We start from the raw sequence: 26,263 nt of genomic DNA, 5'->3' as shown, positions 1-26,263 counted from the left end.
ATAATTCCTCCGCATCATTAAAAATCGTGGTCGCCGCCGACGATGCCGGAGCTGCCCTCGCATAAGTAATAGGTTTTGATATAAGGATTGTCGGAAACGCAAGTGTACCAGCCTATTTGATAGCTGAAGAAGGCTTGCAGCTGCAGGTCTTCGCTCAAACGCAAGCAATAGGTGCCATTGGGCATCAGGAATAACTGCCGGACAATCGTTTCCGTATCTTGCTCGCGATAAAACGTTAAGTTGATCGAAGCCGAACGCACGTAAGGGTTCTTCGGACTGCTGTTCATAATCCAGACGATGCCGTCTTCTTGATCGGCAATGACCGGAGCCCAGTGAAAGCTGCTTTTCTTATGCTCGAGTGTCGGATTGAACACATCCATTGTTTTACAGATGTTGCAGGTGAGGGAGCTGTCGTTTAAACCATAATCCAGACCGACCTTTAAGCGTGTCGGAAGTCTGCTGCTGCGAACGGGGCGGGCTATTAAGTTTGCGCTTAGTTTCTGGTCGCGGCTCACGCCGAGATCACGGCAAAGCGCCTTAATATCTAACGTCTGAAGTCGATTGTCGGTTGGCGAGATGGTTTGGGCGTTGTTCTTGGTTCCGAGCAGATTGCCATCGGTGTCATAGAGCTCCACATCCATTTCCAATTCGCAAGGAGAGTAAATCGGGTAGAAATTGACATGGGTCAGGCGTTCGCCGGACACGGACACGGGAATGAGCATACTGGCTGAATGCCACCCCTCTTGCGGTTCGTGCCAATAATCCTCTTTGCCTGATCTTGCGGTGCAATCGTAATAGGTGTGAGTTACGCTCATCGCTTTTTTGGAATGCTGCAGATTGCCGGCAACGATCCGGGGGAATACCCAGTTTACGTCGAAGTTGATTCGAGCCGTGCCCGGTTTCCCGTCCAGAAAGCCTTGCAGGTCCGTATGGCGATCCGGATAAATAACAGTCGTCTCATAAGGAGCGAGAAGAGGGACTTCGATATGGAAATCCATCGTTTGTTTCCGGCTGTTGAAAAATTTCATCGAGATCCGCCCGTTGCGTACGTATTCTATTCCGTTAATAAAAGAGAAGAAGGGTTCGCGATCTCCATCGGCATAGAGGTTAAACCCGGCTTCCGATACTAGGGCTTCTTCATTGGTGCGGCGATCCTCGGCATCGTTGTAAACCCGCTGGGCGGTATGCACGACACTGCCGAATTCCGGGCCGTAATAATTAACGACGACTGCCGGATAAGGGAATACGAGGTCACGGGAGGAAAAGAATTCGATCTCCAAGCTGCCGGTATATTCCGCTTGATCTCCTTTATCCGCCGCTTGAAGCAAGTGTTCGAGCTCTATGCGGTAAGCTTTGGCTTCCGTAATTAGCTGCGTTGTTCGGATTAAGATAGTGCCGTCCTTTGAACGAAGCGTAACGACGGACTGGATTTCCGGAATGCTGCGCTTGACCATCCAATAGCCAAGGAAGCAGATTCGCGTTTTTATTCCGGGCAATTGAAATACGGGAAAAATAGCCGAAGAACGAAACGTTGGTTTAAGAGTTAAGGCTGCTGCGGCAGGAGCAGCAGTTTGGAGCAGGTGATTATGATAGCTTCTCATTTCATCGCCTCCGCTTGTAGATAGGATCGAGCGGTCGCTGCGTTGGAGCGGCTCAATGTTACCAAACCGTGTTTGCTAAGCTCGTTAACGAAATTCCGCACGAATAGAAAATCAACTCCGATCGTCTCCGCAATGTCCAGACAGCTTCTCTCCCCGTTCATCAGAATTTGGATTTCCTGCAAAGCGGCGTAGCCTCTCTGGTCGATTTTGGGATCGATGTACAAATTGTAGTCGGTTAAATAAAGCGGGCCTTCATAATTGCGAGTCGGTACGTTATCGGTCTCGAACGTTTCGACAATATCCTTAAGCATGTCGAGAGATTCCTCCAACTTGTCGAAATCGCAATGTTCAAGATCATCGAAGTCCGTGTGATAGAAAAGATAGGGATGGCGGCATAGGCATACCGTAGGAATTTCGAAGCCAGGGCCGTCATAGAACATCTCGTCGTTACCGTATAAGCTGCGGTAAGGCGCGTCCAAGCGATCCGTGTCGTAGTTGGCCAGAACGCTTCGGGTTATTCGATCCGCATAACTGTTTCCGTGAAAAGAACGGGAGAAGCTGAAGGGTAAAGAATTCGCCATCATATCTAAGTAGAAGCCGTAACGAAGATTTTCTATGCCATTGCCATACTGCAGTACCGCGGCTGCGGCGTAATACTCGGGGCCTAAGATTAAGCGATATGTATAGTGCCTATTAGGCAGCGAACGTAAATACAAGAAAAGCTCCGCAAGTACGGCAATGCAAGCGATTCCGTCGTTAACTTGTCCGGGGTGGCACGTATGGGCGGCGAAAAACACGGTATCCGTCGAGTTGCCCGGCAACACCCAATCGATAACGTCTAGGGTGCCCGGCTCGAAAGAAGTATCGATATGTACCCGGTAGCTGTCTTCCGAGAGATTATTAATTGTCGATTGCGGGACGCTGAAGGCCCATTGCGTATGGTTTTTGTGATACTGCCAGCGATTGAGGTAAATTAACCGATCCTCCAGCTCGGGGTGGGAGGAGACATGCTTAAGAAGCTCTTCGCGAGAGATGACGCCGGAGAAGGGGATGGAATAGGAATTCAAATAGAGAGGATTCCAGGCAAAGTCCGCGATCCGTTTCCCGCTTAGCGTCTCGATATAAGCTTCCCGTACGACCCACTTGTCGGGAATGGTCCAAGTCAAACAGCTTGTTCCTGAGGGGATGGATAGAAGATTCGTATTTAATTGCGTAGCAAGACTGCGGGCAAACAAAGAAGTGTCATCTCCTACGGTAATGCGATTCAGCATGTAATAAGGCTCGATCAAATCTTTCATTCTTTGGCGGCTCATGCTATAGGCTTCCATTTCTTAAATACCTCCTGTAAGTATACAATTTGGAATATTAATGTTACATATTGTATCGACGATGATTTTACTTTATACTACAAATCGAGGGGAGTCAATGCTGTTTTTAGGAGATTAGGAGTGAAGAAGATGAAGGTAGCGATCATCATTCAAGCCCGAATGGGTTCGTCCCGCTTGCCGGGCAAAGTGCTTCGCATGTTAGACGGGATTACGGTTCTGCAATTGATACATGAGCGGCTCTCGTACTGTCGCCACGTTCATGAAATCGTCGTGGCAACGAGCGATTCAGAGAAGGACGACGCTGTGGCGGCTGCGATGGAGAGGCTCAATATTGCCGTGTATCGCGGTCAGGAAAACGATGTTCTCGATCGCTATTATCGGGCTGCGAGCATCGTGAAAGCGGATGCCGTCGTCAGAATTACGGGAGATTGTCCCTTGATCGATCCTCAGGTCGTGGATGCCGTAATCGGGAAGTACTTGGAGCAATTTCCGCAACTTCACTATGTATCGAATATCCATCCTCCGACTTTTCCCGACGGTCTTGATGTAGAGGTTTTCTCTTATGTGGCTTTGGAGCGGGCATGGAAAGAAGCGAGACAGGGCTCCGAAAGAGAGCATGTCACGCCATACATTCATAGCCGGCCAGACTTGTTCCCGCAAGCCAACATGGAGTCACGGATTAACTATTCCCATCTCAGATGGACGTTAGATGAAGAGAAGGATTACATATTCCTAAATGCCTTAATTGAAAAGGCACAACAGGACGAGGGCTTGTCCCCGCGCACGGCCTCATTAGAGCAATGGGTTGAAATCCTTAGAAGATACCCGGATCTGAATGAAATAAATAACGGCATATTGCGCAACGAGGGATTGGAAAAATCAAAGTTATTCGATAGTCTCGCTGCACAGTAATCAGAGATGGAGGGATGGAAGAGTGAAGCTAGGGTTAGGAACGGTTCAATTCGGAATGGACTACGGGGTATCGAACAGGCAGGGAAAAACTTCATTGGAGGAAGCGCTGGATGTATTATCGGCTGCGGCACAATCCGGAATTTCGGTGCTGGACACGGCATCCACCTACGGAGTCAGCGAGAAAGTGCTTGGATTGCTGCTGCCTAGAGAGCATTCCTTTCGCATTACGACGAAGCTGCCGAGATTAGTGCCGCAAGATGGCGGGGCATTCGACCCGGGTGAAGCCGACAGGTTATTGGAGGACTCCTTGTCGAACCTGCACCAGAGCTTCGTATACGGACTCATTTTGCACCGTGCGGACGATCTTCTCTCTATTTATGGAGATGAAATCATGAGGTGGCTGCAGAAGTGCAAGAGACGCGGACTGGCTATCAAGGTTGGCGTATCCGTCTATCCGGAGGAAGGGATCGAAGAAATCATCGATCGTTATCCGATTGATCTCATTCAAGCTCCGGTTAACCTCTTCGATCAAAGGCTTGTTCGCAACGGATTTTTAAGGCGGTGCAAGGAACGGGGAATAGAAGTGCACGCCCGTTCGGTGTTGTTGCAAGGTTTGCTCTGCATGGAGCCTCATCAATTGCCGGCCTATTTTCAACCCTACAAAGCTCAAATTCAGAAGTATCGCAGTTTCTTGTCCGAACAGGCCATTGATCCGATCGATGCCGCATTGTCCTTTGTAAATGAGTTGCCTGAAATCGACGTATTCCTATGCGGCGTTAACAACTGCGAGCAATTGCTTCAGCTTGTTTCGTCCGTGAGGCAATCCAGAATACAGCTCGATTACTCGGGTTTATCCTTATCGGATCCAGGGCTCCTTAATCCATACCAATGGAAAATCAATTGAAAAAGGTGATTAGATGTCGACTCGTTATGCGCAATCCGAAGCTCTGTTAAGCCGGGCATTACATACGATTCCGCTCGGCAGCCAAACATTTAGCAAGAGCAAAACGCAATATCCGCACGAGGTGTCCCCCTATTTCATTGAAAGAGGATTAGGAAGCCGTGTATGGGATGCGGATGGGAACGAATATATCGATTTCGTGAACAGCTTGGGTGCCGTCACGCTAGGTTATCGCGATCCCGATGTGGATGCTGCGGTTAAGCTTCAGATGGACAACGGCGTATCCTTCAGTTTGCCGCACAAGCTGGAGATGCTCGTTGCGGAGAAGCTGACGGAGCTCATTCCGTGCGCGGAGATGGTTCGATTCGGCAAGAACGGATCGGATGCTACGGCGGGTGCGATCCGATTGGCTAGGGCGCATACCGGCAGGGACCATGTAGCGGTCTGCGGTTATCACGGCTGGCAGGATTGGTACATCGGATCAACGGCGAGACATCTGGGAGTTCCCCTAGCGGTTCGGGAACTGACGCATTCTTTTACTTACAACCGTCTAGACACGCTGGAAAAGCTATTCGCCGAATATCCGGGACAAATTGCCGCGGTTATTCTAGAGCCGATGAATGTGGCTCGGCCGGAACCGGGATTTCTGGAAGGGGTTAAGCGGTTATGCGGTCAGAACGGTTCGGTTTTAGTCTTTGACGAGACGATTACCGGTTTCAGATTTGACCTTGGAGGTGCGCAGCGAAGCTACGGGGTAACGCCGGATTTGGCTACTTTCGGAAAGGGAATGGCCAATGGGTACCCGATTTCCGCCGTTGTCGGGAAGAGGGAAATCATGAAGGGCATGGAGGATATCTTTTTCTCTTTTACTTTCGGAGGAGAAACGTTATCCCTTGCCGCGGCACTCGCCACGATCAAGAAGATGGAAGAGAAGCCGGTCATTCCGGCCCTCCATTCTAAAGGCCGCAAGGTGGTAGACGGGCTCACGGCACTCATTCGCAAGTATGAGCTGGAGCAAACGTTATCGGTGGCAGGAAGCTCCGTGTGGTCGTTCTTAGTTATTCAGGATACAGCCGAGTATAGCTCGTGGGAAATCAAAACCTTCTATTTGCAGGAAATGCTGGCTCGAGGAATTCTGACCGTAGGCTCTCATAATATAAGCTTTGCCCATTCCGATTCCGATATTGAGACGCTGCTGGGCGCTTACGACGAAGTACTGCACGACATAAAACGGGCAATAACCGAAAGAAATTTGGCGCATCGGCTTCGTTGCCGTCCTTTGGAGCCGCTTTTCAAAATCAGATAGAAAAAGTTTACCAATTAACGACATTTTATGGCTTGACATGATACAATATGTAACATATTATGAAGCTATAATAACAAAACGTATCGTTCTAGAAGGGAAGAGAGAGCTTCATGGATTTTAACGGGAAAGTCGTGTTGGTAACGGGAGGAACCGGTTCATTCGGCAAAAAGTTCGTGCGCAAAATGTTGGAGATGGACGTTCGCAAGGTCATCGTGTTGAGCCGGGACGAGTTGAAGCAATATGAGATGAGCCAAGAATTTTCGGACCCGAGAATGCGGTTTTTCATCGGGGACGTCAGGGATGCGGAACGTTTGAACCGCGCATTCGACGGGGTTGATATCGTTGTTCATGCCGCCGCGCTCAAGCATGTCACCGCCTGCGAATATAACCCGTTCGAAGCGGTGCGTACGAATATTCTGGGAGCGCAGAACGTGATCGACGCAGCGATCAACCGCGGCGTAAAACGCGTTATCGCTCTTAGCACCGATAAAGCGGCGAATCCTATTAATCTGTACGGGGCGACAAAGCTGGCATCGGACAAGCTGTTCGTGGCGGCGAACTCCTATGTCGGGGACGTACCTACGAGATTTGCCGTAGTAAGGTACGGCAATGTCGCAGGCAGTCGCGGCAGCGTTATTCCTTTTTTCCACAAATTACGCTCTACGGGCCGGCTTCCGATTACCGACGAACGAATGACGCGGTTCTGGATTACTTTGGATCAAGGGGTTCAATTCGTTCAAGACTGTTTGGGCTGGATGAAGGGCGGAGAAATATTCGTTCCGAAAATTCCAAGCGTCAAGATTGTCGATCTGGCACGGGTTATTGCGCCTGAATGCCAGATGGACTACATTGGCATACGTCCCGGCGAGAAGCTTCATGAGTCGATGATAACGGAGGATGATGCCCGCAAGACGGTGGAGTTCGACCGATATTTTGTCATTAAACCCGAATATCCCGCTTGGCTCGATGACCATGAGCTTGACTACTATGGCGGCGTTCCTCTTCACGAACGTTTCAGTTATAGCAGCCACACGAATAGTCATTGGCTGTCGGACGATGAAATTCGGCAGTACTTGGGGGAATATGCATGAACCGGCCAGCGGAACGGCCCCGGAGAACGACCTTTCTGCCGTATGGCCGCCAATGGATCGATGAACGGGACATAGAAGCGGTTAGCGCGGTGCTTCGAGGGGATTACTTAACAACGGGACCGCTTGTCCCTGAATTCGAGGGCAAGCTCGCCGAGAAAGTCGGAGCGCGTTACGCCGTTGCATTCGCTAATGGGACGGCGGCTTTGCATGCAGCCTGTCATGCCGCCGGAATCGGCGAAGGCGATGAGGTCATTACGACCCCGCTCACTTTCGTTGCCAGCGCCAATTGTATTCTTTATCAAGGCGGGACGCCCGTATTCGCCGATATTGACGAGCAAACCTATAATTTGGACCCGCGAGCGGTCGAAAGCTTGATTACGGATCGGACGAAAGCGATTATTCCCGTTGATTTCGCGGGGCAGCCGGCAAACCTAACGAAAATCCATGAGCTAGCCAACCAATATGGCCTCATTGTCATAGAAGATGCCGCGCATGCATTGGGCGCCACTTATAAATCGCTTAAGATTGGTTCCGTCAGCCATATGACTATGTTCAGCTTACATCCGGTGAAGCATATTACGGCGGGAGAAGGCGGCGTCATTACGACTGACAATGAGGTCTATTACCGCAAGCTCCTAGATTTCCGCAATCACGGAATCGTACGCGATCCTTCTTATTTGGAGCATGCTACTCCGGGCAAATGGTATTACGAAATGCAGACGCTCGGCTTTAATTACCGCCTTACCGATATTGCCGCCGCGCTAGCGATAAGCCAATTGGACAAGCTGGATGACTTCGTCGGCAGAAGAAGGGCCATTGCCCAAACCTATAACCAAGCTTTCCGGGATTTGGATATTCTAGATACTCCCTATCAGGAAGGATCAGGGGAATCCAGTTGGCATTTGTACGTAATTCGGTTGAATTTGCAGCGGTTGAACGTGGGACGCGATGAGATCTTCGATCGTCTGATTCGCGAGAATATCGGAGTTAACCTCCATTATATTCCGGTCTATTTACACCCGTATTATGAGCGTCTCGGTTATCCGCCGGGGCTATGCCGCAAAGCGGAACAGCTATATGAAACAATATTAACGTTGCCGCTGTACCCTGCTATGACGGATGAAGATGTGGAAGATGTCATTCATACGGTTCGTCAAGTGTTAAGCGAATGCATGAAGACAACGGTTGCCGGATGAAAATTTTAATACGGACGGACGCATCGGTGCATATCGGCACTGGCCACGTCATACGTTGCTTGACATTGGCAGACCGGCTAAGGCCGCATGCGGAAATTAGTTTCGTTTGTCGGGAGCTGGAGGGGAATTTAATTTCGTTTATTCGCAGCCGTGGATATGGCGTTTATCCAATTCCTCCAGCGGAAAGCAACTGGGAAACCGATGCCGAATTTACGCTTGCTTATGTGACTCAAGAGAAGTTGCCGATCGACTGGCTTATTATTGATCATTATGGACTCGAAGCGAAATACGAATCCGTCTTGCGTCCTCATGCGAAACGGGTGTTGGTAATCGACGATCTGGCGGATCGATCGCATAGGTGCGATCTGCTATTGGACCAGAATCCTTACCGGGATGGAAACAAGCGTTATGAAGGGCTCGTTGAGGAAAGCTGTACGATGCTGCTAGGCCCCAAGTACGCGTTGCTAAGACCTGAGTTTGCCAGAGAAAGAGAGTACATATGGCGCAGCGGCGATATTCGCAGCATACTCGTATCGTTCGGCGGAGCCGACATGACCGGAGAGACGATGAAGACGCTTCAAGCGCTTGAGCCGCTGCTAACGGATAAGGTGAAGGTTAAGGTTCTGATGGGAAAAATCAATTCGCAAGCGGAACGTATTCGTGAAATGTGTCTGAGGCTTAATCAAGTCGAGTGTTTCGATCATGTGGACGATGTTGCCACTCTTATGCGAGAAGCCGATTTGGCGATCGGCTCAGGGGGGACGACGACGTGGGAAAGATGCTGTCTGGGTCTTCCTGCCATCGTGATCATGACAGCGGACAATCAGGTTGAATTGTCGGAGAACGCCTCGGAGTTGGGCGTTATCTCCTTGTTAGGTAGAGCGGAGCAGGTCCAAGCCGCGCATATTCGAGATAGAGTGCTCGGTTTAATGCACAGTACGGCGGAAATGACGAACATGTCCGTCAAAGGTACAAGGCTTGTGGATGGCCTTGGAGTAGATCGCACGGTAAAGGAGTTGCTGAAATGCTGAAAAAAATAACGGTCGTGAGCGATCGTAAAAACTGGATAAACGACTTTATTCCCAAGTGGCTGTATTCTTTGAAAAAATATGCAGAGGAAATCGTGTGGACTCATGATGTGAAGGATTTAACGTCCGGCGACATCGCCTTCTTCCTAGGCTGCGAACAAATTGTCCCGCCGGCGCTTCTCGCGCTCAATTCACACAATTTGGTCGTGCATGCCAGCGATCTGCCGAAAGGAAAGGGCTGGTCACCTCTAACGTGGAAAATATTGCAAGGCGACAACGAGATCCCCGTCGTGCTTTTCGAAGCGGCGGATAAAGTGGATAACGGGCCTATTTACTTGAGAGAGAAACTCGTATTCCAGGGGACGGAATTAATAGGCGAAATGAGGATGGAGCTGGGAAGAAAAAGCATCGCATTATGCAATCAATTTCTAGAGCAATATCCTGGGGTCCTAGCGCAAGCGGAGCCGCAGCAAGGAGAAAGCAGCTACTATCCGCGCAGGACTCCGGAGGACAGCAGGTTGGACCCGGATCGCTCGATTCGTGAGCAATTCCAGTTAATGCGCGTTGCCGATAATGCACGTTATCCCTGTTATTTTGAACTGAACGGATGCACGTTCGAGGTCAAAGTAGAGAAAAGAAGGTGAATAATGAAATGGGAGAAATTCAGTTGGGCCACCGAACGGTCGGAAGCGGGCATTCACCGTTTATTATCGCGGAAATGTCGGGAAACCATAATCAATCCCTTGAGAAGGCGCTTGAGATCGTCGATGCCGCAGCTGCTTCGGGAGCGCATGCGCTCAAGCTGCAAACGTATACGGCGGATCTGATGACGCTCGACCTCGACACAGGGGATTTCTTCATCGGAGATCCCGCCAGTCCATGGCAAGGCCAATCGTTGTACAGCCTTTACGAACAAGCCTATACGCCATGGGAATGGCACAAACCGATATATGAGCGTTGCCGAAAGCTTGGGATGATCCCGTTCAGTACGCCGTTTCACCCTAATGCCGTTGATTTCCTGGAGGAGCTCGACACGCCATTTTACAAAATCGCTTCTTTCGAGAATAACGATCTTCCTTTGATTCGTTATGCGGCCCGAACCGGCAAGCCGCTCATCATCTCTACCGGCATGGCCTCCCTGGCGGAACTGGAGGAAATGGTCGTTGCCGCGCGGGAAGCGGGCTGTCGGGATCTTATCCTGCTCAAATGCACGAGCACATACCCTGCTTCGCCCGCAGACAGCCACCTTCTCACCATTCCTCATATGCGCGAATTGTTCCAGTGCGAGATCGGCTTGTCCGACCATACGCTCGGAATCGGCGCCGCGGTTGCAAGCGTCGTTCTCGGCGCGACTGTCATCGAGAAGCATTTTACGATATCGCGAGGGGATGGAGGAGTCGATGCCGCATTTTCTTTGGAGCCGCACGAAATGAAGCTCCTCGTCTCCGAGACGGAAACGGCGCGGCAAGCATTGGGTACTGTTCGATACGGGTTAAGCGACAAAGAAAAATCCTCTCTTAAGTTCCGCCGTTCTCTCTATATCAGCCAAGACGTTAAGAGCGGAGAGGAACTCAACGAGACGAATATAAGAGTTATCCGTCCGGGGTACGGTCTTGCCCCTAAATATTTGAACCAATTCATTGGGCAAAGAGTATCCCAAGAGATTAAGGCAGGAACACCCGTCGGGTGGGAACTGATTCGATCGTGAATTTCAAACTGCCGCACATTCCGAATTGACTGCTTATTTTTTAGTAAAGGAGTATACAAGGGGTGCATGAAACGAAGGGCAAGACACTGTTTGTCTGCACGAAACCGTATCAGTACCTATTGGCTCGGTTGATCAAGAAGGGGTGCGGTTTCGATAAGTGCGATCTTATCATCCTGAATCACTTTTACGAAGCGGCGGACTTCAGCCGCAAAGTGAGGGATACGGGAGTTTGGAATAACGTCCTTTTCATAGATGACGAGTCTCTGGATCAAAAGAAGCTGAAGTTGAATCCCATCATGAAGTATTTCTTTTACCAATCCTGGAGCCGTTATTTGCCGGGAACGCTTTCGGACATCTCTCCTTATACGGAGGTATTCCTCGCCCATGATTTCGTGGCGGTGGAATACGCGATCATCCGGAAGTTCAGCAGTGAAGGAAAGCGTTCCACGCTGTACGAGGAAGGTTTTGGCAATTATATCAATAACAGTACCCATAAGAGTTGGCATATGAAGCTTTTGAAAAGATTGGCTCCTTGGTTCGGGTTGCCCGGCGGCTACTTCGGCAGTTTAAAATGGATCAACTCGGTTTGGCTTCAACGTCCGGAGTTGATCGTATCCGACAATAAAAATCCGCTCCGTCACAAGACGCGAAGCCTTCCGATGGCCTTCAAGGATTTCTTGCACGATCCGGGGATCATGAAGGAATGTTACGCGATTTACCCTGAGCTTCACGAAATCGATAGATGGCTCAATGGCAAAGATACCATGACGGTTGTCCTAACGGAACCTTTCGTAGACGAGGTAGCGGACAGGGGGAAATATTTCGCGGAAATCATCGCCAAAGTAAACCTGACGATAGGTTCCGAGGATACTCTGGTTTTCTTTAAGCAGCATCCAGGGGAGCAATTGCCGATTGAAGCGATTTCCAGCCAGATTATGCCACTGCCCAAGAAGCTCCCGATCGAATTGCTATATCTCGTCATTACCAAGAACAATATTCGTAAAGTGAACATGTTCTCCTTCGGAAGCACGGCGATCCTGAACTTGTACGATCTGTGCAAGACTAATGAGAGCCTGGATATTTTCATTATCGAAAGCATGGGCATGAGCGAGGATGACAAAGTCATCTCTTCCCGGTTTTGCGACCTAGCGCTTCAATACAACATCCAATTTCAAACTCTGTAGGGAGGGGCAAGTAATGAAAAACTTATTATTCGTCCAGCCCTATGCCAGTCAGGTCGGCGGAGTCGATTCCGTGCTGCTTCAACTTATTCAAGGGCTTGACCGGGAGAAGTACCGTTCATTCGTCCTGTTGTCCGCGCCCTCTCCGTATGTTGCGAGGTATGAAGCTTTGGGGGCTACCGTGTTATTCGGACCTTTGGCCGTTTTCGGCAAACCAACCGACGCCGGTTACTATTTTCGCAATTTCATTGTCCTGCTGCGATCTTTGAAGGTCATTCGCGACATAGTCAGAACCTATCAAATCGATCTCATACATTCTCATAAAATGGAAGTCATCGGCGCGAACGCAATCGGAAAGTGGCTTGGAATCCCAACGGTTCAAACCGTGCACGAACTTGCAAGAAAACCGCTAATCGCATATAAGTTCGTGGCCGGGTTGAATCATCTGTTCAACGATAAAGTCATCGTCCTATGCGAGAGAAGCAAGATCATGTTTCGTTGGTTTCATAAGGAATCCGGTAAACTCGTCAAAATTTATAACGGTATATCGAACACGTCTGTCCATTCGGACGCCCCATCCTTTAAGCTTCGCGAACAGCTGCAGCTTGCTGCCGACGACCGCATTGCGATTACGATCGCTCGATTGTCGCCCATGAAGGGGATAGAATATCTGATCGAGGCGGCAGCTATGCTTAAGGAATCCCATCCCGCGATTAAATTCATCGTCGTCGGAGACGTTGCTTTCGATTCCGAAAGAGCGTACAAGGACCATCTCGTCGATCAAATCAAGCGATTAGGTTTGGAGAAGACCGTATATATGCTAGGATTGCGCAGGGATGTTCCGGAGTTGCTGAAGCAGAGCGATGTGCTCATTCTGCCCTCCGTTTACGATATATTTCCGACCGTTATATTAGAGGCGATGAGCGCGGGACTCCCGGTAATCGCAACCGATGTCGGAGGAGTTCCGGAGATGGTTCGAGCTAACACCGGATTGCTTATAAGCCCGGGCAACAGCAATCAATTGAAAGAAGCGATCCTGCGTTTGTTCTCAATGGATTTCATCCGTATGGGCGATCGCGCCGGCGAAGTCTATATGCAGGAGTTTACCCAAGAGCAATACGTTCGCAAGACCGCCGCGCTTTATGAAGAGATGTTTAAGACAAAGCGGCGACAACTATCTAAGGCGTAAGGATGTGTTTGAGATGAATACGGAAATCATCCAAAGAACAAGAACGAACCCTTTGACCGACTCGAAGAGCAAATACCGGGAAATGTGCAGAAACCGTGGAGACATGTCTTTGTTCGACCAAGACTGGTGGCTCGATATCACATGCGGGGGGCCTGACAATTGGGATGTTTGCATCGTAGAGCGAGGGAATGAGATCGTTGCAAGTTTGCCTTACTACAAGGTAAAAAAATATTTGTTCAATGTCATCGAGATGCCTGAATTGACGCTTACGATGGGGATTTGGATGAAATATCCGAAGAACTTGAAGAACGACATGAAGTTGAATTACGAGCGGGAAATTTATACGGAGCTTATCGAGAAACTACCGCAGGTGGACTACTCTTATCAGCATTTCAATTGGAATATTACCAACTGGAGCACTTTTTTCTGGAAGGGATTCCGGCAAACGACTCGATATACTTACGTTTACGAGAATATTCAGGACTTGGATCAGATTTATGCGAACTTTAGGGACAATATTCGGGCGGAAATCCGCAAAGCCGAGAAAATCCTAAAGGTCGTAGAAAGCGACGATCTGGAAACGTTCCATAGAATCAACAAGAAAACGTTCGACCGACAAAATGTTCCGATGCCGCATAACTATGAAACTTTGAAGCTGTTGGATCAAGCATGCCGCAAGCGCGGATGCCGGAAAATCTATTTCGCCGTCGATGAGCAGGGACAAATCCATAGCGTTATCTACATGGTTTGGGATGCGAAATGCGCGTATTACCTTCTGGGAGGCGCCGATTCCGAGCTAAGGAAAAGCGGCTCGCATTCGTTCTTGCTCTGGCATGCGATTCGGGAGATGTCCAAGGTAACGAAGCAATTCGACCTTCACGGCGGGATGCATGAGCCGGTCGAAAGATTTTTCAGAGCTCTCGGAGCCCTTCAGAAGCCCTATTTCCAAGTAACGAAGATCCAAGGAAAGCTCTTTAAGTTCGCCTATTATATGAAACAAGCATTTAGTCAAGTCACGGCTGTCGTTGCCGCATCCGTAATGGGAAACCTATAGATAAGGGGGCAGGGCTATGGACTCTAAGAGCAAATATCGGGAACTATGCAGGAATAATTCGGACATCCCCTTGTTCGATCAGGATTGGTGGCTGGACATCACTTGCGGCGGCGCGGATAACTGGGATGTATGCCTGGTAGAGAGGGGAAATGAGGTTATTGCGAGCCTGCCCTATTATAAAATTAAGAAATACGGTTTTAATTTGATCCGAATGCCGCAGTTGACGTTAACGATGGGGATATGGATCCGTTATCCGAAAAACCAGAAATACGCAACCAAGCTCGCATATGAACGCGAGATCTATCTGGAATTGATCAATCTGTTGCCTAGCATGGACTATTCGCAGCAACAGTTCAATCGGAATATTACGAATTGGAGCACTTTCTATTGGAGAGGTTTCAGGCAGACGACCCGATATACTTACGTTATTGAAGATCTTCGCGACTTGGATTCCGTTTATTCCAACTTCACGGGTCAGGTCCAATCGGAAATTCGGGATGCGGAACGCCTAAACCTTAGAATCGTCGAAAGCGACGACGTGGATAAGTTTTACGGGCTTCACCGGAAAGTTTTCGATCCGAAAAATTTTCCCATGCCCTATAGTCTAGACATTCTTAAGTCTTTGGACCAAGCCTTGCGCGAGCGGCAATGCCGGAAAATATGGTTTGCGGAGGATGACCGGGGGCGTGTCCATAGCGCGGTCTACATCGTATGGGATCAGCATTGCGCCTATAACCTTCTTGGCGGGTCCGATCCCGATAGCAGCGCCGGCGGGTCGCATTCGATGCTGATTTGGCACGCCATCCGGGAGATGTCCAAGGTGACGAAACAATTCGACTTGCACGGGGGCATGCATGAACCGGTCGAAAGGTTTTTCAGAGCTTTTGGCGCGCAACAAAAACCGTATTTCCAAATATCGAAAATCAACGGGAAACTATTTAAATTCGCCTATTATTTGAAGCAGGCGATCAGATAGATTCATAGAGCGAGAACGTAAACTGTTAAGGTCACAACCGGCCTTGACGGTTTTTTTGTGCGCCATTTTCCATGCTTGTACATTACGACAAGAGACAATAACCGTCGCAATAACGGTTCGCGGACATAAACTGAATTACATATGAGATTTATGGAGGTGACGCAATGCCTATTAACGACAAAGATCTGATGCAGGGAATTAAAGATCTTTACGGCGTCTTAAACGTTAAGTCCTTTGGTGCCAAAGGAGACGGCGTAACGGACGATACTGCCGCTTTTATCGCGGCGAGGAATGAAGTCGTACGATTGATTGGAACATTCTCGTCTGAGAATGGGTTAAGGAGAGGAAATATAACGCTGTACATCCCATCGGGAACTTATCTTATTAAGATGGGTAAAGCATTAATGGATGATTCTTTTGCAGGTACGGCAATGGGTTTTTCGGTCATAGGTGCTGGCAGAATGATAACACGGATCGTATTCGATCCTCCGGATACGAATCAATATTTATTTTATAACAGGGACAATTGGAATCAAATTCATGTTTCAGATATCGAATTTCAATCGAAAAAAGTGACGAACAATTTCTTTTATTCCTACTCATCGGGACGAAGTCATGGGATGGAGTTTGAAAGGTGCCACTTCGGAGGCAAATGGGGATATGGATTTCACTTGGAGGGCACGAATACAAACAGTGAAATTCTTTGGTATAAGTGTGGATTTTCCGGAGAATGGAACAAAGCATTTTATATACCGGCTAGCGCTAGCGATCAATTCGTGAACTATGACTTCATTTCCTGTCAGTTTGAAGTCAGCAAGGGTGATTTCATTGATGCTCAAAAAGGAGGCAGCATCAATGTCATCGGAGGGAGTTTGCTCTACTATCCGGGTGCTACCGAAGGAGGTACATTTTTTAAACTGGGGGTAGGCGGAGGCGATCATAATTACGGGGCTATGAGATTTTCTTGTATAGGCGCACGTATTGAACTTGTTAAATCCACCAGTAAGCTTGTACAATGCGAATGGAAATCGGGAATTGTCACCTTTATGAATATCGACACCGGAACGCAATCTTATCAATCGGATAAAAACTGGATTCATGCAAGCTTTAGTTCAAATGGTGATTCATTTCCGAATATCGTTTTCGATAACTGCGTTTTACAAGGGCGTCATGAATATAAATATACATTCACAAGTTTCCAACGTTCGGAGAATATTACGTACAGGAATTGCTCGATTCTGCAACATAACAGTCCTGAGCAGTTTATTAATTTGGTTAATGCTTCGGGATTTAATGACGGCGGCGTCCCGCAAATCAGCTTCGAGAAATGCAACGGTTTATCCAACACGACTCAATCGAAATATGTCTTTGATACCGAACTAAACTGGTCAAGGACTACAACAGGCAAAACAACCAAAAGAGTCGTTTCCATTAACACTGCTAATAACGCTTTACCGTATAACGCTTATCCGACTGAAGACGTGTATATACCGTTAGGCGCAATCATTACGAAAGTATCGATATATATGTCTCCTGGTACGGTTACATCCAATATACCGGGTTGGAATTTCAAATTACAGACTAGCGAAGTAATACCTACCGTACTTGCCTCAGCCGATCCTGTTAATGGAGATACCCGTAAGGGATTCAATACCCAACAAGACCAGTTCTTTATTTGCGACTCTGATGCTAAGCGACATTTAGTACTTGTGGCCTCTAGCGGAGTAAATCAGATAAAGAAAGGATATTGTTTGGTTGAGTATATCGGATAAGATGAAATTTTTAATCGAAAAGCAACAGTTCAGGTATTCAAAATGAGCTGTTGTTTTTTTGCGATTAACCGGAGGAAATAGCTATTGACATGATACTAATTGTGTCATAAAGTAAGTATGTGGATACAAATTGTAACATAGAAGAGGTAGAGAATGAATACAAAAGTAATGGTTTCTGGGGCTCTGATCTTATTTATAGGTAATTTGTTAAGCAGTTTTCTCGGTCTTGTCAGAGAAGTATTGTTGGCTGCTCAGTACGGAGCCGGTATGGATATGGATTCTTATATATTCGCCAACACCATACCCTCCATATTGCTTGCTTTTGTCAGCGTCGTTTTCTTATCAAGCTTTATCCCGTTATACATAAGAGAACGGGTGGAAATCAGCGAGGAGAAAGCATCCCTGATGTTCAGCAATACTTTAAACTGGCTCATACTAATTATTCTGATTGTAACGGCCATTTGCTATTTGTTCAGTTACAACTTGTCGGATATATTCGCGAATGACGTTTCATCACAAATGAAAGTAGAACGGTTGATGTGGATATTGTTTCCCAGCATGCTGTTCTTCTCCATAGCCTATGCTCAATCGACTGTGCTCAATAGCTTAAATCATTTTACAATGCCGGCTTTGCTCACGGTTTTAAGTAACATTGTGATTATTGTATTCATGCTCTTATATCACGCTTCATTGGGCATTTATGCTGTTGCATGGGGATTTCTCCTGGGTACGTTCCTTCAAGTACTCGTTCAAGCTCCTGTCTTGGTAAAGAAGGGTGTACGGTATCGATTATATTTGGGAATAAAAGAAAAGTATTTAATAAAGTTATTGGTTTTATCTATACCCGTCGTCGGCATGGTTCTAGTCGATCAATGTTTAGTATTTTCCACCCGTTTTTTCTCGGCACATCTGGATGCGGGAAGCGCATCGGCGATTAATTACGCGAACAGAATTATTATGTTGCCCGTCACGTTGTTCGGTACCGCTCTAGTCAGTGCAACCTATCCTTCGGTAGTCCGAACGCTTGCAGAGAAAAAGATGAATGAATATAACGCAATTATAAGTACAAGCGTCAGAAGCCTGTTGTTGATTCTAGCTCCGATTTCTATCATAAGTATGGTTTTTGCCCAAGATATCATCAAGGCATTACTGCAAAGAGGGGCGTTTGATCGTACGGATACCGATATGACGGCAATCGCTTTTACCCTTCTATCGATTGGGATAATGATTATTCCTATACGAGAGTTTTTCACGCGCATATTTTTCAGCAAAGGGAATATCAAAACCCCGCTTATCGCCTCGATTTTATATTTATCCTGCTTTATCATCGGTTGCTTTATAATGGTTCCCAAACTTCATTATATTGGAATCGCAATTTCAACCGCTGCAGCTATGACCATTTCCTTTTTTTATTCATTAATCACTTATAAGAGGTTGGAAAAGGAATACTCGCTTGGCATTTCCGTTTCCTATTTCTTGAAAGTCCTAACCTCAGCTGCATTAGCCGCGTTTATCGCATTTTTCTTTAAAGTACAATGTTTGAAGTGGTTTGAAATGACCGAGACGAATGTTTTATTAACCGGAGTTTGCTTAGCGCTTGGGATGTTTCTGTACCTAGGCATGATCAAGCTCTTGAGGATACAGGAAATTAATTTCGTATATGACAAACTTGCCGCCAAGCTCCATTTCAAGAAAGCTCCTGAGGCGGTAACGATTAGCGATTAAGGTCATTTTGGTGAAGGGACAGTGGACATCATATTGAAAATTTTATTTCTATCGTGGGCTTATCCAAAAAAGAATACACCCTATTTGGGGATATGGGCGCACCAGCAGGCGCTAGCTTTGAAAGCTAGAGGAGTTGAAGTGGATGTCGTAAATATGGTGCCCTATATTCCTAGATTTTTAGGGTTCATTTCAGACAAAATCAAGAGATATTCGAACATTCCGCGATTGGAGCAATATGATGGGATAACTGTCTATCATCCGAAGTTAATACGTTCGAATCCGTACGACGCGCTGGACAAGTTGTTGTTCCATATCTTAAGTTTCCAGTCCGGAATCATATCTTCCGTGCTAATGGATTGGATAGATATTAAGAAGTATCAAGTTATCCATGCCCACAATTTGTTTCCAGACGGGGTCATTGCCTATCTCTTATATAAACGCTACGACATTCCTTATGTAATTACTCTGCATGATGTCGACAAGTTTAACCGATTTCCCAAAAGAGGCTGGCAAAGAAAAATATCCAGGCTGATTATCGATCATGCGGATAGAGTGTTTGTCGTAAGCAATCGCGTTAGAGATAACATTCTTCCTTATGTGGAAAATGAGCGCATCCAGGTTCTTTATAACACCTTTTGGACAGAAGAGCGCGCGCAAAATTTACCTAAAGCGAAAAATATCGTAACCATCGCATCCTTGATTGAGCGAAAAGGGATTCATGTTTTATTAGAAGCGTTCTATCGCGTAACCGCTAAGCACGAAGATTACCATCTGACGATAATTGGCAATGGCAGTCAATTAGAACCGCTAAAGAGTCTAACACGCAAGTTTAATTTAGAAAACAAGGTTACTTTCACGGGAACTCTGGCTCATCAGGAAGCAATGGACAAGCTTTCCAGAGCATCTGTGTTTTGTCTGCCGAGTTGGAACGAAGCATTTGGCGTTGTCTATGCCGAGGCTATGTCTTATGGTATTCCCATTATCGGCTGCAAGGGCGAGGGGATCGCGGATATTGTGTGCGATCGGGTCAACGGTATGTTGGTCGAACCTCATGATGTTGATGAATTGGAACATACGATTCTCTCTTTAATAGAGAGCCCTGAGTATGCTTTGAAAATTGGACTCGAAGGGAAAACGAAAATTCGTGAGCTGCATCCGGATCTCTTCGGCGAGAAACTTAAAGGAATCTATCAAGAAATACTTGCTGCGCGCTGAAAGGAGAAGTTTATGCTAAAAATCTACTGCCTTATCTGCTTTTTTCTTATTAATGGACTTATTTGTTATCAGAATACGTCACAGTGGACCGATTCCGTATTGCTGCTATCTTTCTTATTAAACCTAGTATGCATCGTGATTGGATTTTACCAGTCCATCAGTAATAAGTATTTGAATCTAGACACCATAATATGGGTATTTGTGTATATGTTTTTCTTTCTTGCTCCAGTGATTCAACTTGAATCTAGCCCTTTCTTTCCAAACTCATTGCCGATAGAACCTAATGACATGATTAAAGCAAATGGAGTGATTTTGCTTTGGAACATTGTGTATCTCGTATTGAGGACAAGAAGAAAGATTAATCCAGATGAAGCTGTTATAAGATCAAATGAGCAAAATGGCCTTCATTTAATTAATAACAAAGTCAGAGCCTTATATTTTTTAGCTGCTATTCTTATGTTTCTTATTACGTTCGCCCAGTTTAAATTTGATTTTTTCTTCGGTAATGTCGATTACGCTGCGAAAGTTTCCAATAAATCCATATTGTTGCTAGTTAATATTTGTTTTCAAGGCACCGTGTTTGCCAATTGGGTGTTCTCCTTTGACAATTGGAAAAGACAGAAAGGCATGGCAAGTTTTTTGAATATAGGTGTTTCGTCAATTATTTTCGTTTACCAAATCAGTCCATTTAATACAAATCGATTTTATATTGGACTTTGCATAATCATGATTGTTTACTTGTTCTTTCACAAGAAAGTTAGCCCTAGTAAATTCGTAGGGGTTATATTTGTAGGTTTATTGGTTATTTTTCCTCTGTTGAACAATTTCAGAAATGGTTTAAAAGAAGTTGAGATACCATCCTTATACCATTTAATGCTCGATCAACTAACGGAATTGCATTTCGACGCTTATTCGAATTTAATCGCTACCTTCCACTATGTAGAGGCCAATGGATTGGCTTACGGTTATCAAATGCTGGGCGTATTGCTCTTTTTTGTTCCCCGGAATATTTGGCCGGGAAAGCCGCTAAGCTCGGGAGAAGCGGTGGGTGATTTTATCTCCACTCGATTCGAGATGGATTTTAGCAACATATCCAATCCTATTCCGAGCGAGTTTTTTATTAACTTCGGTTGGTTCGGAGTTATTCTGGGTGCCTTTCTGGTTGCTCGAATGGTAAATAAGTTGGAATCGGACACACTTATGAATCGCTATACGCATGCATTGATTGCCGGTTATTTATTCATCATTTATCGTGGAGATCTCATGAATGCCTTTGCCTATTGCTTTGGAACCTTCGTCATTATGGTTTTGGTTCCGAATTTATTATCGAAGCTGAGCAAGAAGCAGCTATATTTGCCTCCTATCGGGAAACTCAACAATGGTTAAACCGAGAATGCCGAAGAAGATGGGCAGAAGGGATTTTATTGCCGGATTAGCAGCGGCTGCCGTTACTTTTGTTGCCGGAGGAGCCATCGGCAGACGGTTATTCCCGCAGGCGGCCACGCATTCGGTATCTGTCGTTTCCGCGAGTCTACCACCGCCTTGGACCAATGTCGTGGACTTCGGTGCCGATCCGACGGGGAAAAGCGACAGCAGCGAAGCTTTTATCCGGGCATTAACTCATATAGAGCAATCGGCCGCCTCTAATCCTGCCCATGAAACATTAGGCAACGATACGGCACGAGGAAGGGTAAAATTGTACGTCCCTGAAGGATGTTATCTCCTATCCAAACCGGAAGCGCTAATGAGACATTCATACCATTCCAAGACATTAGGACTCGTTATTCAAGGGGCAGGCAGAGGTCTGACGCAAATTTATTATCGGAATAGCAAAGCTGGCGAGTATTTGCTTTACAACAAGGATACTTGGCTATTTATTTCCATCTCCGATATCGAGTTTATTTCGGATGACGTCAACAACAACTTTATGTATTCCTACTCTGAGGGCTCCGCGCAAAACTATACATTCGAGCGTTGCATGTGGAGCGGCTCGTGGAATTATGTTTTTCACTTGGAAGGCACGAATACTAACAGCGAGATGACTTGGTTCCATTGTAATTTCTCCGGAGTCATTAGAGCCGGAATCTATGTGCCGGCGGATGGGGGCTCGGATCAATTTCTTAACTATAACTTTTACTCTTGTCAATTCGAGGTGGAAGAAGGAAACTACCTAGTATTCGAAAAGGGCGGCAATATCAATATTTGGGGCGGCAGCATTATACACTATGACCGCGATAAAGGTGGAACTTTTTTTAAGCTTATGAACGGTGGTCACTTTGGCGGCGTGGAAAGGTTCTTATGCATAGGTGCGCGGTTTGAGCATCGAAACAAGAATAGCAAGCTCATAGAGTGCGAGTGGAATGATGGTGCCGTATCGTTTATAAGCTGCGACATGTCTTCCCAAGCGTTTCAATTGGCTCCTGCCATCCATGCGACCTTCCGGTCAATCAATCAGAAAATGCCTAGTATTACTTTTCAAAGTTGCGTCTTAATGGGCAAACACGAGTTCCGTTATCTCTCCCGTTCTTGGGAAAGTCCGCACAATATCGTATATGAGAGCTGCGAGTTCGCACATGGACTAATGGCAGACGAATTTATCGTTTACACGAACGATGAAAGCTCTCTTCCGGACTATAAGGGGGGAAGACCTCAGGTTATTTTCCGTAACTGCCGAAGCATCCACGCTACCCACGAGACGGGATTCTACGATTCCGATCTCGGGTTTCAAAGCAACAATCGCGCCGTGCTCACCAAGAAGTTGATCAGTATAAGAAATGCTTTTGGCGCATTACCTCATAACGGGGAAGCTGAGAGCTTTCAATTGCCGCTCGGCGCCATTATTCTGAACGTCAAATTTATCGGCAAGCCGGATGCGGTAACAAGCGAGGCAGCTGCCGACTATTGGATCGAGACTTCCGAGCAAGTACCTGCCCGAATTGCCGCGGTTTATGCGGAACAGGCTAGTCGAGGGTTTCAAGCGAATATCGACCCAGTATTCGAGTGCAATACCGATGCCAAGCGTAAGCTTCGGCTCTGCTCAGGTTCTAAAGTGGACGAGCCCAATGGCGGCGCCTATTGCTTAATTGAGTACATAGGCTGAGTCGTTGGTAAGAGAAAAGAGGCTGATCGGCCGATGTACAATTCAAGCAAGAGAACCTTGATTACGATCCTTATTTTTGTTGTCGTCATGGGATGCATCTTTTATTTCGGCAACCATTTTTCGAAAGCCAAGGAGCAGGAATGGCTGCGGCAAACGACTCTGATGTCAACGTCTTTAGAGCTGAAAACCGAGCAGGCTGCCAGTTTAAACCTATACGACAAGATGAAGCAAGGAAAGGTAATCCGATATTTGATTATAGGGGACAGCATAGGTCAAAGCGATGGCGCAACAAGAGGGAATAATTGGTTTGGTCTATTGAATCGGAAATTAAAAAATACTTATCATGTCGTCCCTTTCATAGACCGCATTACGATGGGGGCGCGGTAGTATTAGCCGGGTGGATCGACTATATCGAGCGATTAAAGAAGAAAGCCGATGGCTACGACTTGGTATTCATCTGCTATGGACAGAACGACCAAGGTTCCTTAACAACGGAGGAATTCGGTGCTATTTATGAAAATCTAATACGCCGAATAAAGCACGACTACCCTTATGCGGAAATTGTTACTTTAGTCGAGAGCAGCCTTCAATCGGAAACGTTTCCCGATGTTATTAAATCGCTGACCAAACGCTATGGTCTTATCAACGTAGATACTCGACAATCGTTCGGAAAGTCTGCACTGCCCTATGATCAATTGACAATCGATGGCGTTCATCCGAATAACGAGGGTTATAAGCTATACGCTCAACAAATTTATGACGCGCTTTCTCAAGAGTACGACTCAGGCAAACAAATCAGTGAATTAGGAGATTCACTATTGTATCCACAGTCCTCGTTCACCTCGGGACGTACGCTAAGAGAATGGACGACTATCAACGGTTTTATCCATAGAGGAAATGCTTTGTTTGGCAATAAACCGGGGTTTACGGCCGAAAGCGAGTTTGAAGGCCAATTTGTGGCCCTTTCTTATATGACAGACCCTAAAGGCGCTCTCGTTAACGTCTACGTAGACGGGAAATTTCAAAGACAAATCAGCACGAATATTCCGTTTGTCGTGAATTGGAAAAGTATCGTCACAAGCGGTTTGGCACAAGGCAAGCATCAGCTCAAAGTTGAGATTGCGCCTGCGAAGGATGCCGTATCGACAGGAACGTTTGCGCATATTATCGGTTATATTACGAATTGAATGGTGGGGTAAGTATGGTATCCATTGTTATCATTACTTGCAATAGACTTGACTCTCTGCCAAAGACAATCGAATCTTGTCTTTCCTTTATGGATCATACTTCCGAGTTGATCGTTGTAGACAACGGATCGATCGATGGAACCCGAGAGTGGGTTACGGAACAATCCCTTAAGAACAGTAAGATTAAAGGCGTATTTTTACCAACAAACCTAGGCGTTGCAGGCGCAAGAAACGTAGGCTTTGCTAGGGCGAACGGAGATATTGTTTATTTTATTGACGATGATGCTTGGATACAGAGAGCGGAGCCCGGCTTCAGGGACATAGAGAAGCTATTTTCCGATCATCCGGACATCGCGATCGTCGGTACGGAAATAAGAAATACGGTCTATCATATTTTTGAACATGGGGTGTTCCCGAAAGGGAATATGAAACCGTCCGAGGGCATTATGTTCAATTACATCGGGGCGAGCCATTTTATAAGAAAAAGCGTATTTGAGGGGCGGGAGCTGTATCCTGCGAATCTTTTCTATGGAGCAGAGGAGCACTATGCTTCCTTGTATGCTTGGGGACAGGGGAAAATCGTTTACTACTACTCCCGTTTCTCGGTCGTGCATCAACCTAATAGAAAAACAAGGATTAATGACGAAGAAAAAGTATGCAGAAGTTACGTGAATTTATTTCTATGTAAAAAGTTGACGACGCACTCTTCGGTTATCCCGGTTATGTGGGTTCTTTTCCTGCTTCGTGTAGTTAATATGTCCAAAGGGCAAATGGGCCTTGTGAAGAAATCCCTGAGCCTCTATTCGGATGTACACGATGATGCGTATAGGAGACCGATGTCCTTCGTTAAGACGGCATGGCTAGTACGGAAGTTTGGATTTGTGACCATTTTATAATAAACGGATTTTCGGCAGGGAGGAAGCTCCATGATCGATACGCATTGCCACATTATTCCGATGTGCGACGACGGGCCGGAACATTGGAATCAATCGTTGGATATGGCTAGGGAAGCTGTACGTCAAGGCATTACAGGAATAATAGCGACACCCCACCATGGAAAAGGATCCTATTACAATAACCCGGACAAAATTGCGGCATTGGTCAAACAGTTCAATGGTTTACTAGTCAATGAAAGTATTCCGTTAACGGTATGGGCAGGACAGGAATACCATTTAAGCGCAAATTACAAAGAACAATCGGGGATATTCAATAATGTTCAACCTTTGGCCGACAGTAAGTACGTCCTCGTAGAACTTCCTTCTAAAGAAACTCCGAAGTACCTGAATGATTTTATCCGTTTTCTCAAATCGAACGAACTTATACCCATTATTGCTCATCCGGAACGCCATCATCCTTTCATTAGGGAGCCAGGTCGGCTCTATGAATTGATCGGTTTGGGTGTACTCTTTCAGCTAACGGCTCCCTCATTGGTCGGCCATTATGGAACCGAAGTGCAGCAAGCTGCATGGATGATGGCGCGTAATAGGTGGATTCATATACTTGCCTCTGATGCTCATGACTTGAATAAGCGCGCATTCCGGCTCCGTGAAGCTTTTTGGCTTCTGGAAGCGGGATTACAAAGGGAAACGGTAGACTACTTGAGGTTTAACGCTGAGCAGCTCGTACAAGGGGAAGTGCTGGAAACCGGGGAGCCGATTATCCCGTTTCAACATAAGAGCAAACGTAAAATTCCGTTTTGGAATCCTCATCGTCTTTGAGTCATATATATAAGGCGGAGCCGCTAGCACAGTTGGGCAAGCAAAGTCTCGATGAAGAATTCTAATTGTGTGAGG

General features: G+C 46.6%; 23 protein-coding genes. 21 read left to right on the top strand and 2 right to left on the bottom strand.

The features are described 5' to 3' along the window. Positions 1-17: 17 nt before the first annotated feature. Both K7P76_RS17780 and K7P76_RS17775 read right to left on the bottom strand, forming a co-directional pair. Positions 18-1,601 (bottom strand): hypothetical protein, encoded by a 1,584-nt coding sequence (locus tag K7P76_RS17780; protein ID WP_232186662.1) that lies wholly within the window; start codon positions 1,599-1,601, stop codon positions 18-20. After that, positions 1,598-2,929: a DUF4910 domain-containing protein gene (locus K7P76_RS17775; RefSeq protein WP_232186661.1), complete on the bottom strand. Its 1,332-nt coding sequence runs from the start codon at positions 2,927-2,929 to the stop codon at positions 1,598-1,600. Before K7P76_RS17775 ends, K7P76_RS17780 begins: the two co-directional genes overlap by 4 nt. A 129-nt stretch (positions 2,930-3,058) precedes the next feature. Between K7P76_RS17775 and K7P76_RS17770 the strand changes: the two genes are divergently transcribed. The 21 genes from K7P76_RS17770 (at position 3,059) to K7P76_RS17670 (ending at position 26,188) form a co-directional block, all read left to right on the top strand. Further along, positions 3,059-3,841, top strand: coding sequence for a cytidylyltransferase domain-containing protein (locus K7P76_RS17770; protein ID WP_232186660.1), 783 nt, complete (start codon positions 3,059-3,061; stop codon positions 3,839-3,841). 22 nt (positions 3,842-3,863) lie between these two features. Beyond that, the gene (locus K7P76_RS17765) at positions 3,864-4,745 is read left to right on the top strand and encodes an aldo/keto reductase (protein WP_232186659.1); all 882 of its coding nucleotides are present in this window, start codon (positions 3,864-3,866) and stop codon (positions 4,743-4,745) included. A 13-nt stretch (positions 4,746-4,758) separates the two neighbouring features. Beyond that, positions 4,759-6,048: an aminotransferase class III-fold pyridoxal phosphate-dependent enzyme gene (locus tag K7P76_RS17760; protein ID WP_232186658.1), complete on the top strand. Its 1,290-nt coding sequence runs from the start codon at positions 4,759-4,761 to the stop codon at positions 6,046-6,048. Positions 6,049-6,158: 110 nt separating this feature from the next. After that, positions 6,159-7,139: a UDP-N-acetylglucosamine 4,6-dehydratase (inverting) gene (pseB, locus tag K7P76_RS17755; RefSeq protein WP_232186657.1), complete on the top strand. Its 981-nt coding sequence runs from the start codon at positions 6,159-6,161 to the stop codon at positions 7,137-7,139. Next, positions 7,136-8,335, top strand: a complete 1,200-nt coding sequence (gene pseC / locus K7P76_RS17750) for a UDP-4-amino-4,6-dideoxy-N-acetyl-beta-L-altrosamine transaminase (RefSeq protein WP_232186656.1) — start codon at positions 7,136-7,138, stop codon at positions 8,333-8,335. Before pseB ends, pseC begins: the two co-directional genes overlap by 4 nt. After that, on the top strand, positions 8,332-9,366 hold the full coding sequence (gene pseG / locus K7P76_RS17745) for a UDP-2,4-diacetamido-2,4,6-trideoxy-beta-L-altropyranose hydrolase (protein ID WP_232186655.1): 1,035 nt from the start codon (positions 8,332-8,334) through the stop codon (positions 9,364-9,366). Before pseC ends, pseG begins: the two co-directional genes overlap by 4 nt. Further along, positions 9,360-10,007: a formyltransferase family protein gene (locus tag K7P76_RS17740; RefSeq protein WP_232186654.1), complete on the top strand. Its 648-nt coding sequence runs from the start codon at positions 9,360-9,362 to the stop codon at positions 10,005-10,007. Before pseG ends, K7P76_RS17740 begins: the two co-directional genes overlap by 7 nt. An 8-nt stretch (positions 10,008-10,015) precedes the next feature. Then, entirely contained in the window at positions 10,016-11,071 is a 1,056-nt protein-coding gene (pseI, locus tag K7P76_RS17735) for a pseudaminic acid synthase (RefSeq protein ID WP_232186765.1), read from the top strand. Positions 11,072-11,133: 62 nt separating this feature from the next. Next, entirely contained in the window at positions 11,134-12,255 is a 1,122-nt protein-coding gene (locus K7P76_RS17730; RefSeq protein WP_232186653.1) for a polysialyltransferase family glycosyltransferase, read from the top strand. 13 nt (positions 12,256-12,268) lie between these two features. Further along, positions 12,269-13,441, top strand: coding sequence for a glycosyltransferase (locus tag K7P76_RS17725; RefSeq protein WP_232186652.1), 1,173 nt, complete (start codon positions 12,269-12,271; stop codon positions 13,439-13,441). Between the two features lie 13 nt (positions 13,442-13,454). After that, positions 13,455-14,495 carry a GNAT family N-acetyltransferase gene (locus K7P76_RS17720; RefSeq protein WP_232186651.1) on the top strand — a complete coding sequence of 347 codons (1,041 nt, stop codon included), beginning with the start codon at positions 13,455-13,457 and terminating at the stop codon, positions 14,493-14,495. A 16-nt stretch (positions 14,496-14,511) separates the two neighbouring features. Further along, the gene (locus K7P76_RS17715; RefSeq protein WP_232186650.1) at positions 14,512-15,471 is read left to right on the top strand and encodes a GNAT family N-acetyltransferase; all 960 of its coding nucleotides are present in this window, start codon (positions 14,512-14,514) and stop codon (positions 15,469-15,471) included. A gap of 164 nt (positions 15,472-15,635) precedes the next feature. Continuing rightward, a complete protein-coding gene (locus tag K7P76_RS17710) occupies positions 15,636-17,243 on the top strand; it encodes a glycosyl hydrolase family 28-related protein (RefSeq protein WP_232186649.1) in 1,608 nt (535 codons plus the stop codon). 153 nt (positions 17,244-17,396) lie between these two features. Next, the gene (gene murJ, locus K7P76_RS17705; RefSeq protein ID WP_232186648.1) at positions 17,397-18,968 is read left to right on the top strand and encodes a murein biosynthesis integral membrane protein MurJ; all 1,572 of its coding nucleotides are present in this window, start codon (positions 17,397-17,399) and stop codon (positions 18,966-18,968) included. 21 nt (positions 18,969-18,989) lie between these two features. Continuing rightward, the gene (locus K7P76_RS17700; RefSeq protein WP_309244774.1) at positions 18,990-20,183 is read left to right on the top strand and encodes a glycosyltransferase; all 1,194 of its coding nucleotides are present in this window, start codon (positions 18,990-18,992) and stop codon (positions 20,181-20,183) included. Between the two features lie 207 nt (positions 20,184-20,390). Continuing rightward, a complete protein-coding gene (locus K7P76_RS17695; protein ID WP_232186646.1) occupies positions 20,391-21,569 on the top strand; it encodes a hypothetical protein in 1,179 nt (392 codons plus the stop codon). Continuing rightward, positions 21,562-23,283 carry a glycosyl hydrolase family 28-related protein gene (locus K7P76_RS17690; RefSeq protein ID WP_232186645.1) on the top strand — a complete coding sequence of 574 codons (1,722 nt, stop codon included), beginning with the start codon at positions 21,562-21,564 and terminating at the stop codon, positions 23,281-23,283. Before K7P76_RS17695 ends, K7P76_RS17690 begins: the two co-directional genes overlap by 8 nt. 33 nt (positions 23,284-23,316) lie before the next feature. Further along, a complete protein-coding gene (locus K7P76_RS17685; protein WP_232186644.1) occupies positions 23,317-23,670 on the top strand; it encodes an SGNH/GDSL hydrolase family protein in 354 nt (117 codons plus the stop codon). After that, a complete protein-coding gene (locus K7P76_RS17680) occupies positions 23,586-24,470 on the top strand; it encodes an SGNH/GDSL hydrolase family protein (RefSeq protein WP_232186643.1) in 885 nt (294 codons plus the stop codon). Before K7P76_RS17685 ends, K7P76_RS17680 begins: the two co-directional genes overlap by 85 nt. A 14-nt stretch (positions 24,471-24,484) precedes the next feature. Further along, complete coding sequence (locus K7P76_RS17675; protein ID WP_232186642.1) at positions 24,485-25,366, top strand: glycosyltransferase family 2 protein; 882 nt, start codon at positions 24,485-24,487, stop codon at positions 25,364-25,366. A 30-nt stretch (positions 25,367-25,396) separates the two neighbouring features. Further along, entirely contained in the window at positions 25,397-26,188 is a 792-nt protein-coding gene (locus tag K7P76_RS17670; protein WP_232186641.1) for a tyrosine-protein phosphatase, read from the top strand. Positions 26,189-26,263: the final 75 nt, after the last annotated feature.

The sequence above is a fragment of the Cohnella silvisoli genome (genome assembly GCF_021190915.1).
GTDB classification, from domain to species: Bacteria; Bacillota; Bacilli; order Paenibacillales; family Paenibacillaceae; genus Cohnella; species Cohnella silvisoli.
This window is presented reverse-complemented; position numbering and strand designations above follow the sequence as displayed.

Coding starts and splice junctions, on each gene's coding strand:
- K7P76_RS17780 (WP_232186662.1), bottom strand. CDS start 1,601: ATGAGAAGCTATCATAATCACCTGCTCCAAACTGCTGCTCCTGCCGCA.
- K7P76_RS17775 (WP_232186661.1), bottom strand. CDS start 2,929: ATGGAAGCCTATAGCATGAGCCGCCAAAGAATGAAAGATTTGATCGAG.
- K7P76_RS17770 (WP_232186660.1), top strand. CDS start 3,059: ATGAAGGTAGCGATCATCATTCAAGCCCGAATGGGTTCGTCCCGCTTG.
- K7P76_RS17760 (WP_232186658.1), top strand. CDS start 4,759: ATGTCGACTCGTTATGCGCAATCCGAAGCTCTGTTAAGCCGGGCATTA.
- pseB (WP_232186657.1), top strand. CDS start 6,159: ATGGATTTTAACGGGAAAGTCGTGTTGGTAACGGGAGGAACCGGTTCA.
- pseC (WP_232186656.1), top strand. CDS start 7,136: ATGAACCGGCCAGCGGAACGGCCCCGGAGAACGACCTTTCTGCCGTAT.
- pseG (WP_232186655.1), top strand. CDS start 8,332: ATGAAAATTTTAATACGGACGGACGCATCGGTGCATATCGGCACTGGC.
- K7P76_RS17740 (WP_232186654.1), top strand. CDS start 9,360: ATGCTGAAAAAAATAACGGTCGTGAGCGATCGTAAAAACTGGATAAAC.
- pseI (WP_232186765.1), top strand. CDS start 10,016: ATGGGAGAAATTCAGTTGGGCCACCGAACGGTCGGAAGCGGGCATTCA.
- K7P76_RS17725 (WP_232186652.1), top strand. CDS start 12,269: ATGAAAAACTTATTATTCGTCCAGCCCTATGCCAGTCAGGTCGGCGGA.
- K7P76_RS17720 (WP_232186651.1), top strand. CDS start 13,455: ATGAATACGGAAATCATCCAAAGAACAAGAACGAACCCTTTGACCGAC.
- K7P76_RS17715 (WP_232186650.1), top strand. CDS start 14,512: ATGGACTCTAAGAGCAAATATCGGGAACTATGCAGGAATAATTCGGAC.
- K7P76_RS17710 (WP_232186649.1), top strand. CDS start 15,636: ATGCCTATTAACGACAAAGATCTGATGCAGGGAATTAAAGATCTTTAC.
- murJ (WP_232186648.1), top strand. CDS start 17,397: ATGAATACAAAAGTAATGGTTTCTGGGGCTCTGATCTTATTTATAGGT.
- K7P76_RS17695 (WP_232186646.1), top strand. CDS start 20,391: ATGTTTTTCTTTCTTGCTCCAGTGATTCAACTTGAATCTAGCCCTTTC.
- K7P76_RS17690 (WP_232186645.1), top strand. CDS start 21,562: ATGGTTAAACCGAGAATGCCGAAGAAGATGGGCAGAAGGGATTTTATT.
- K7P76_RS17685 (WP_232186644.1), top strand. CDS start 23,317: ATGTACAATTCAAGCAAGAGAACCTTGATTACGATCCTTATTTTTGTT.
- K7P76_RS17675 (WP_232186642.1), top strand. CDS start 24,485: ATGGTATCCATTGTTATCATTACTTGCAATAGACTTGACTCTCTGCCA.
- K7P76_RS17670 (WP_232186641.1), top strand. CDS start 25,397: ATGATCGATACGCATTGCCACATTATTCCGATGTGCGACGACGGGCCG.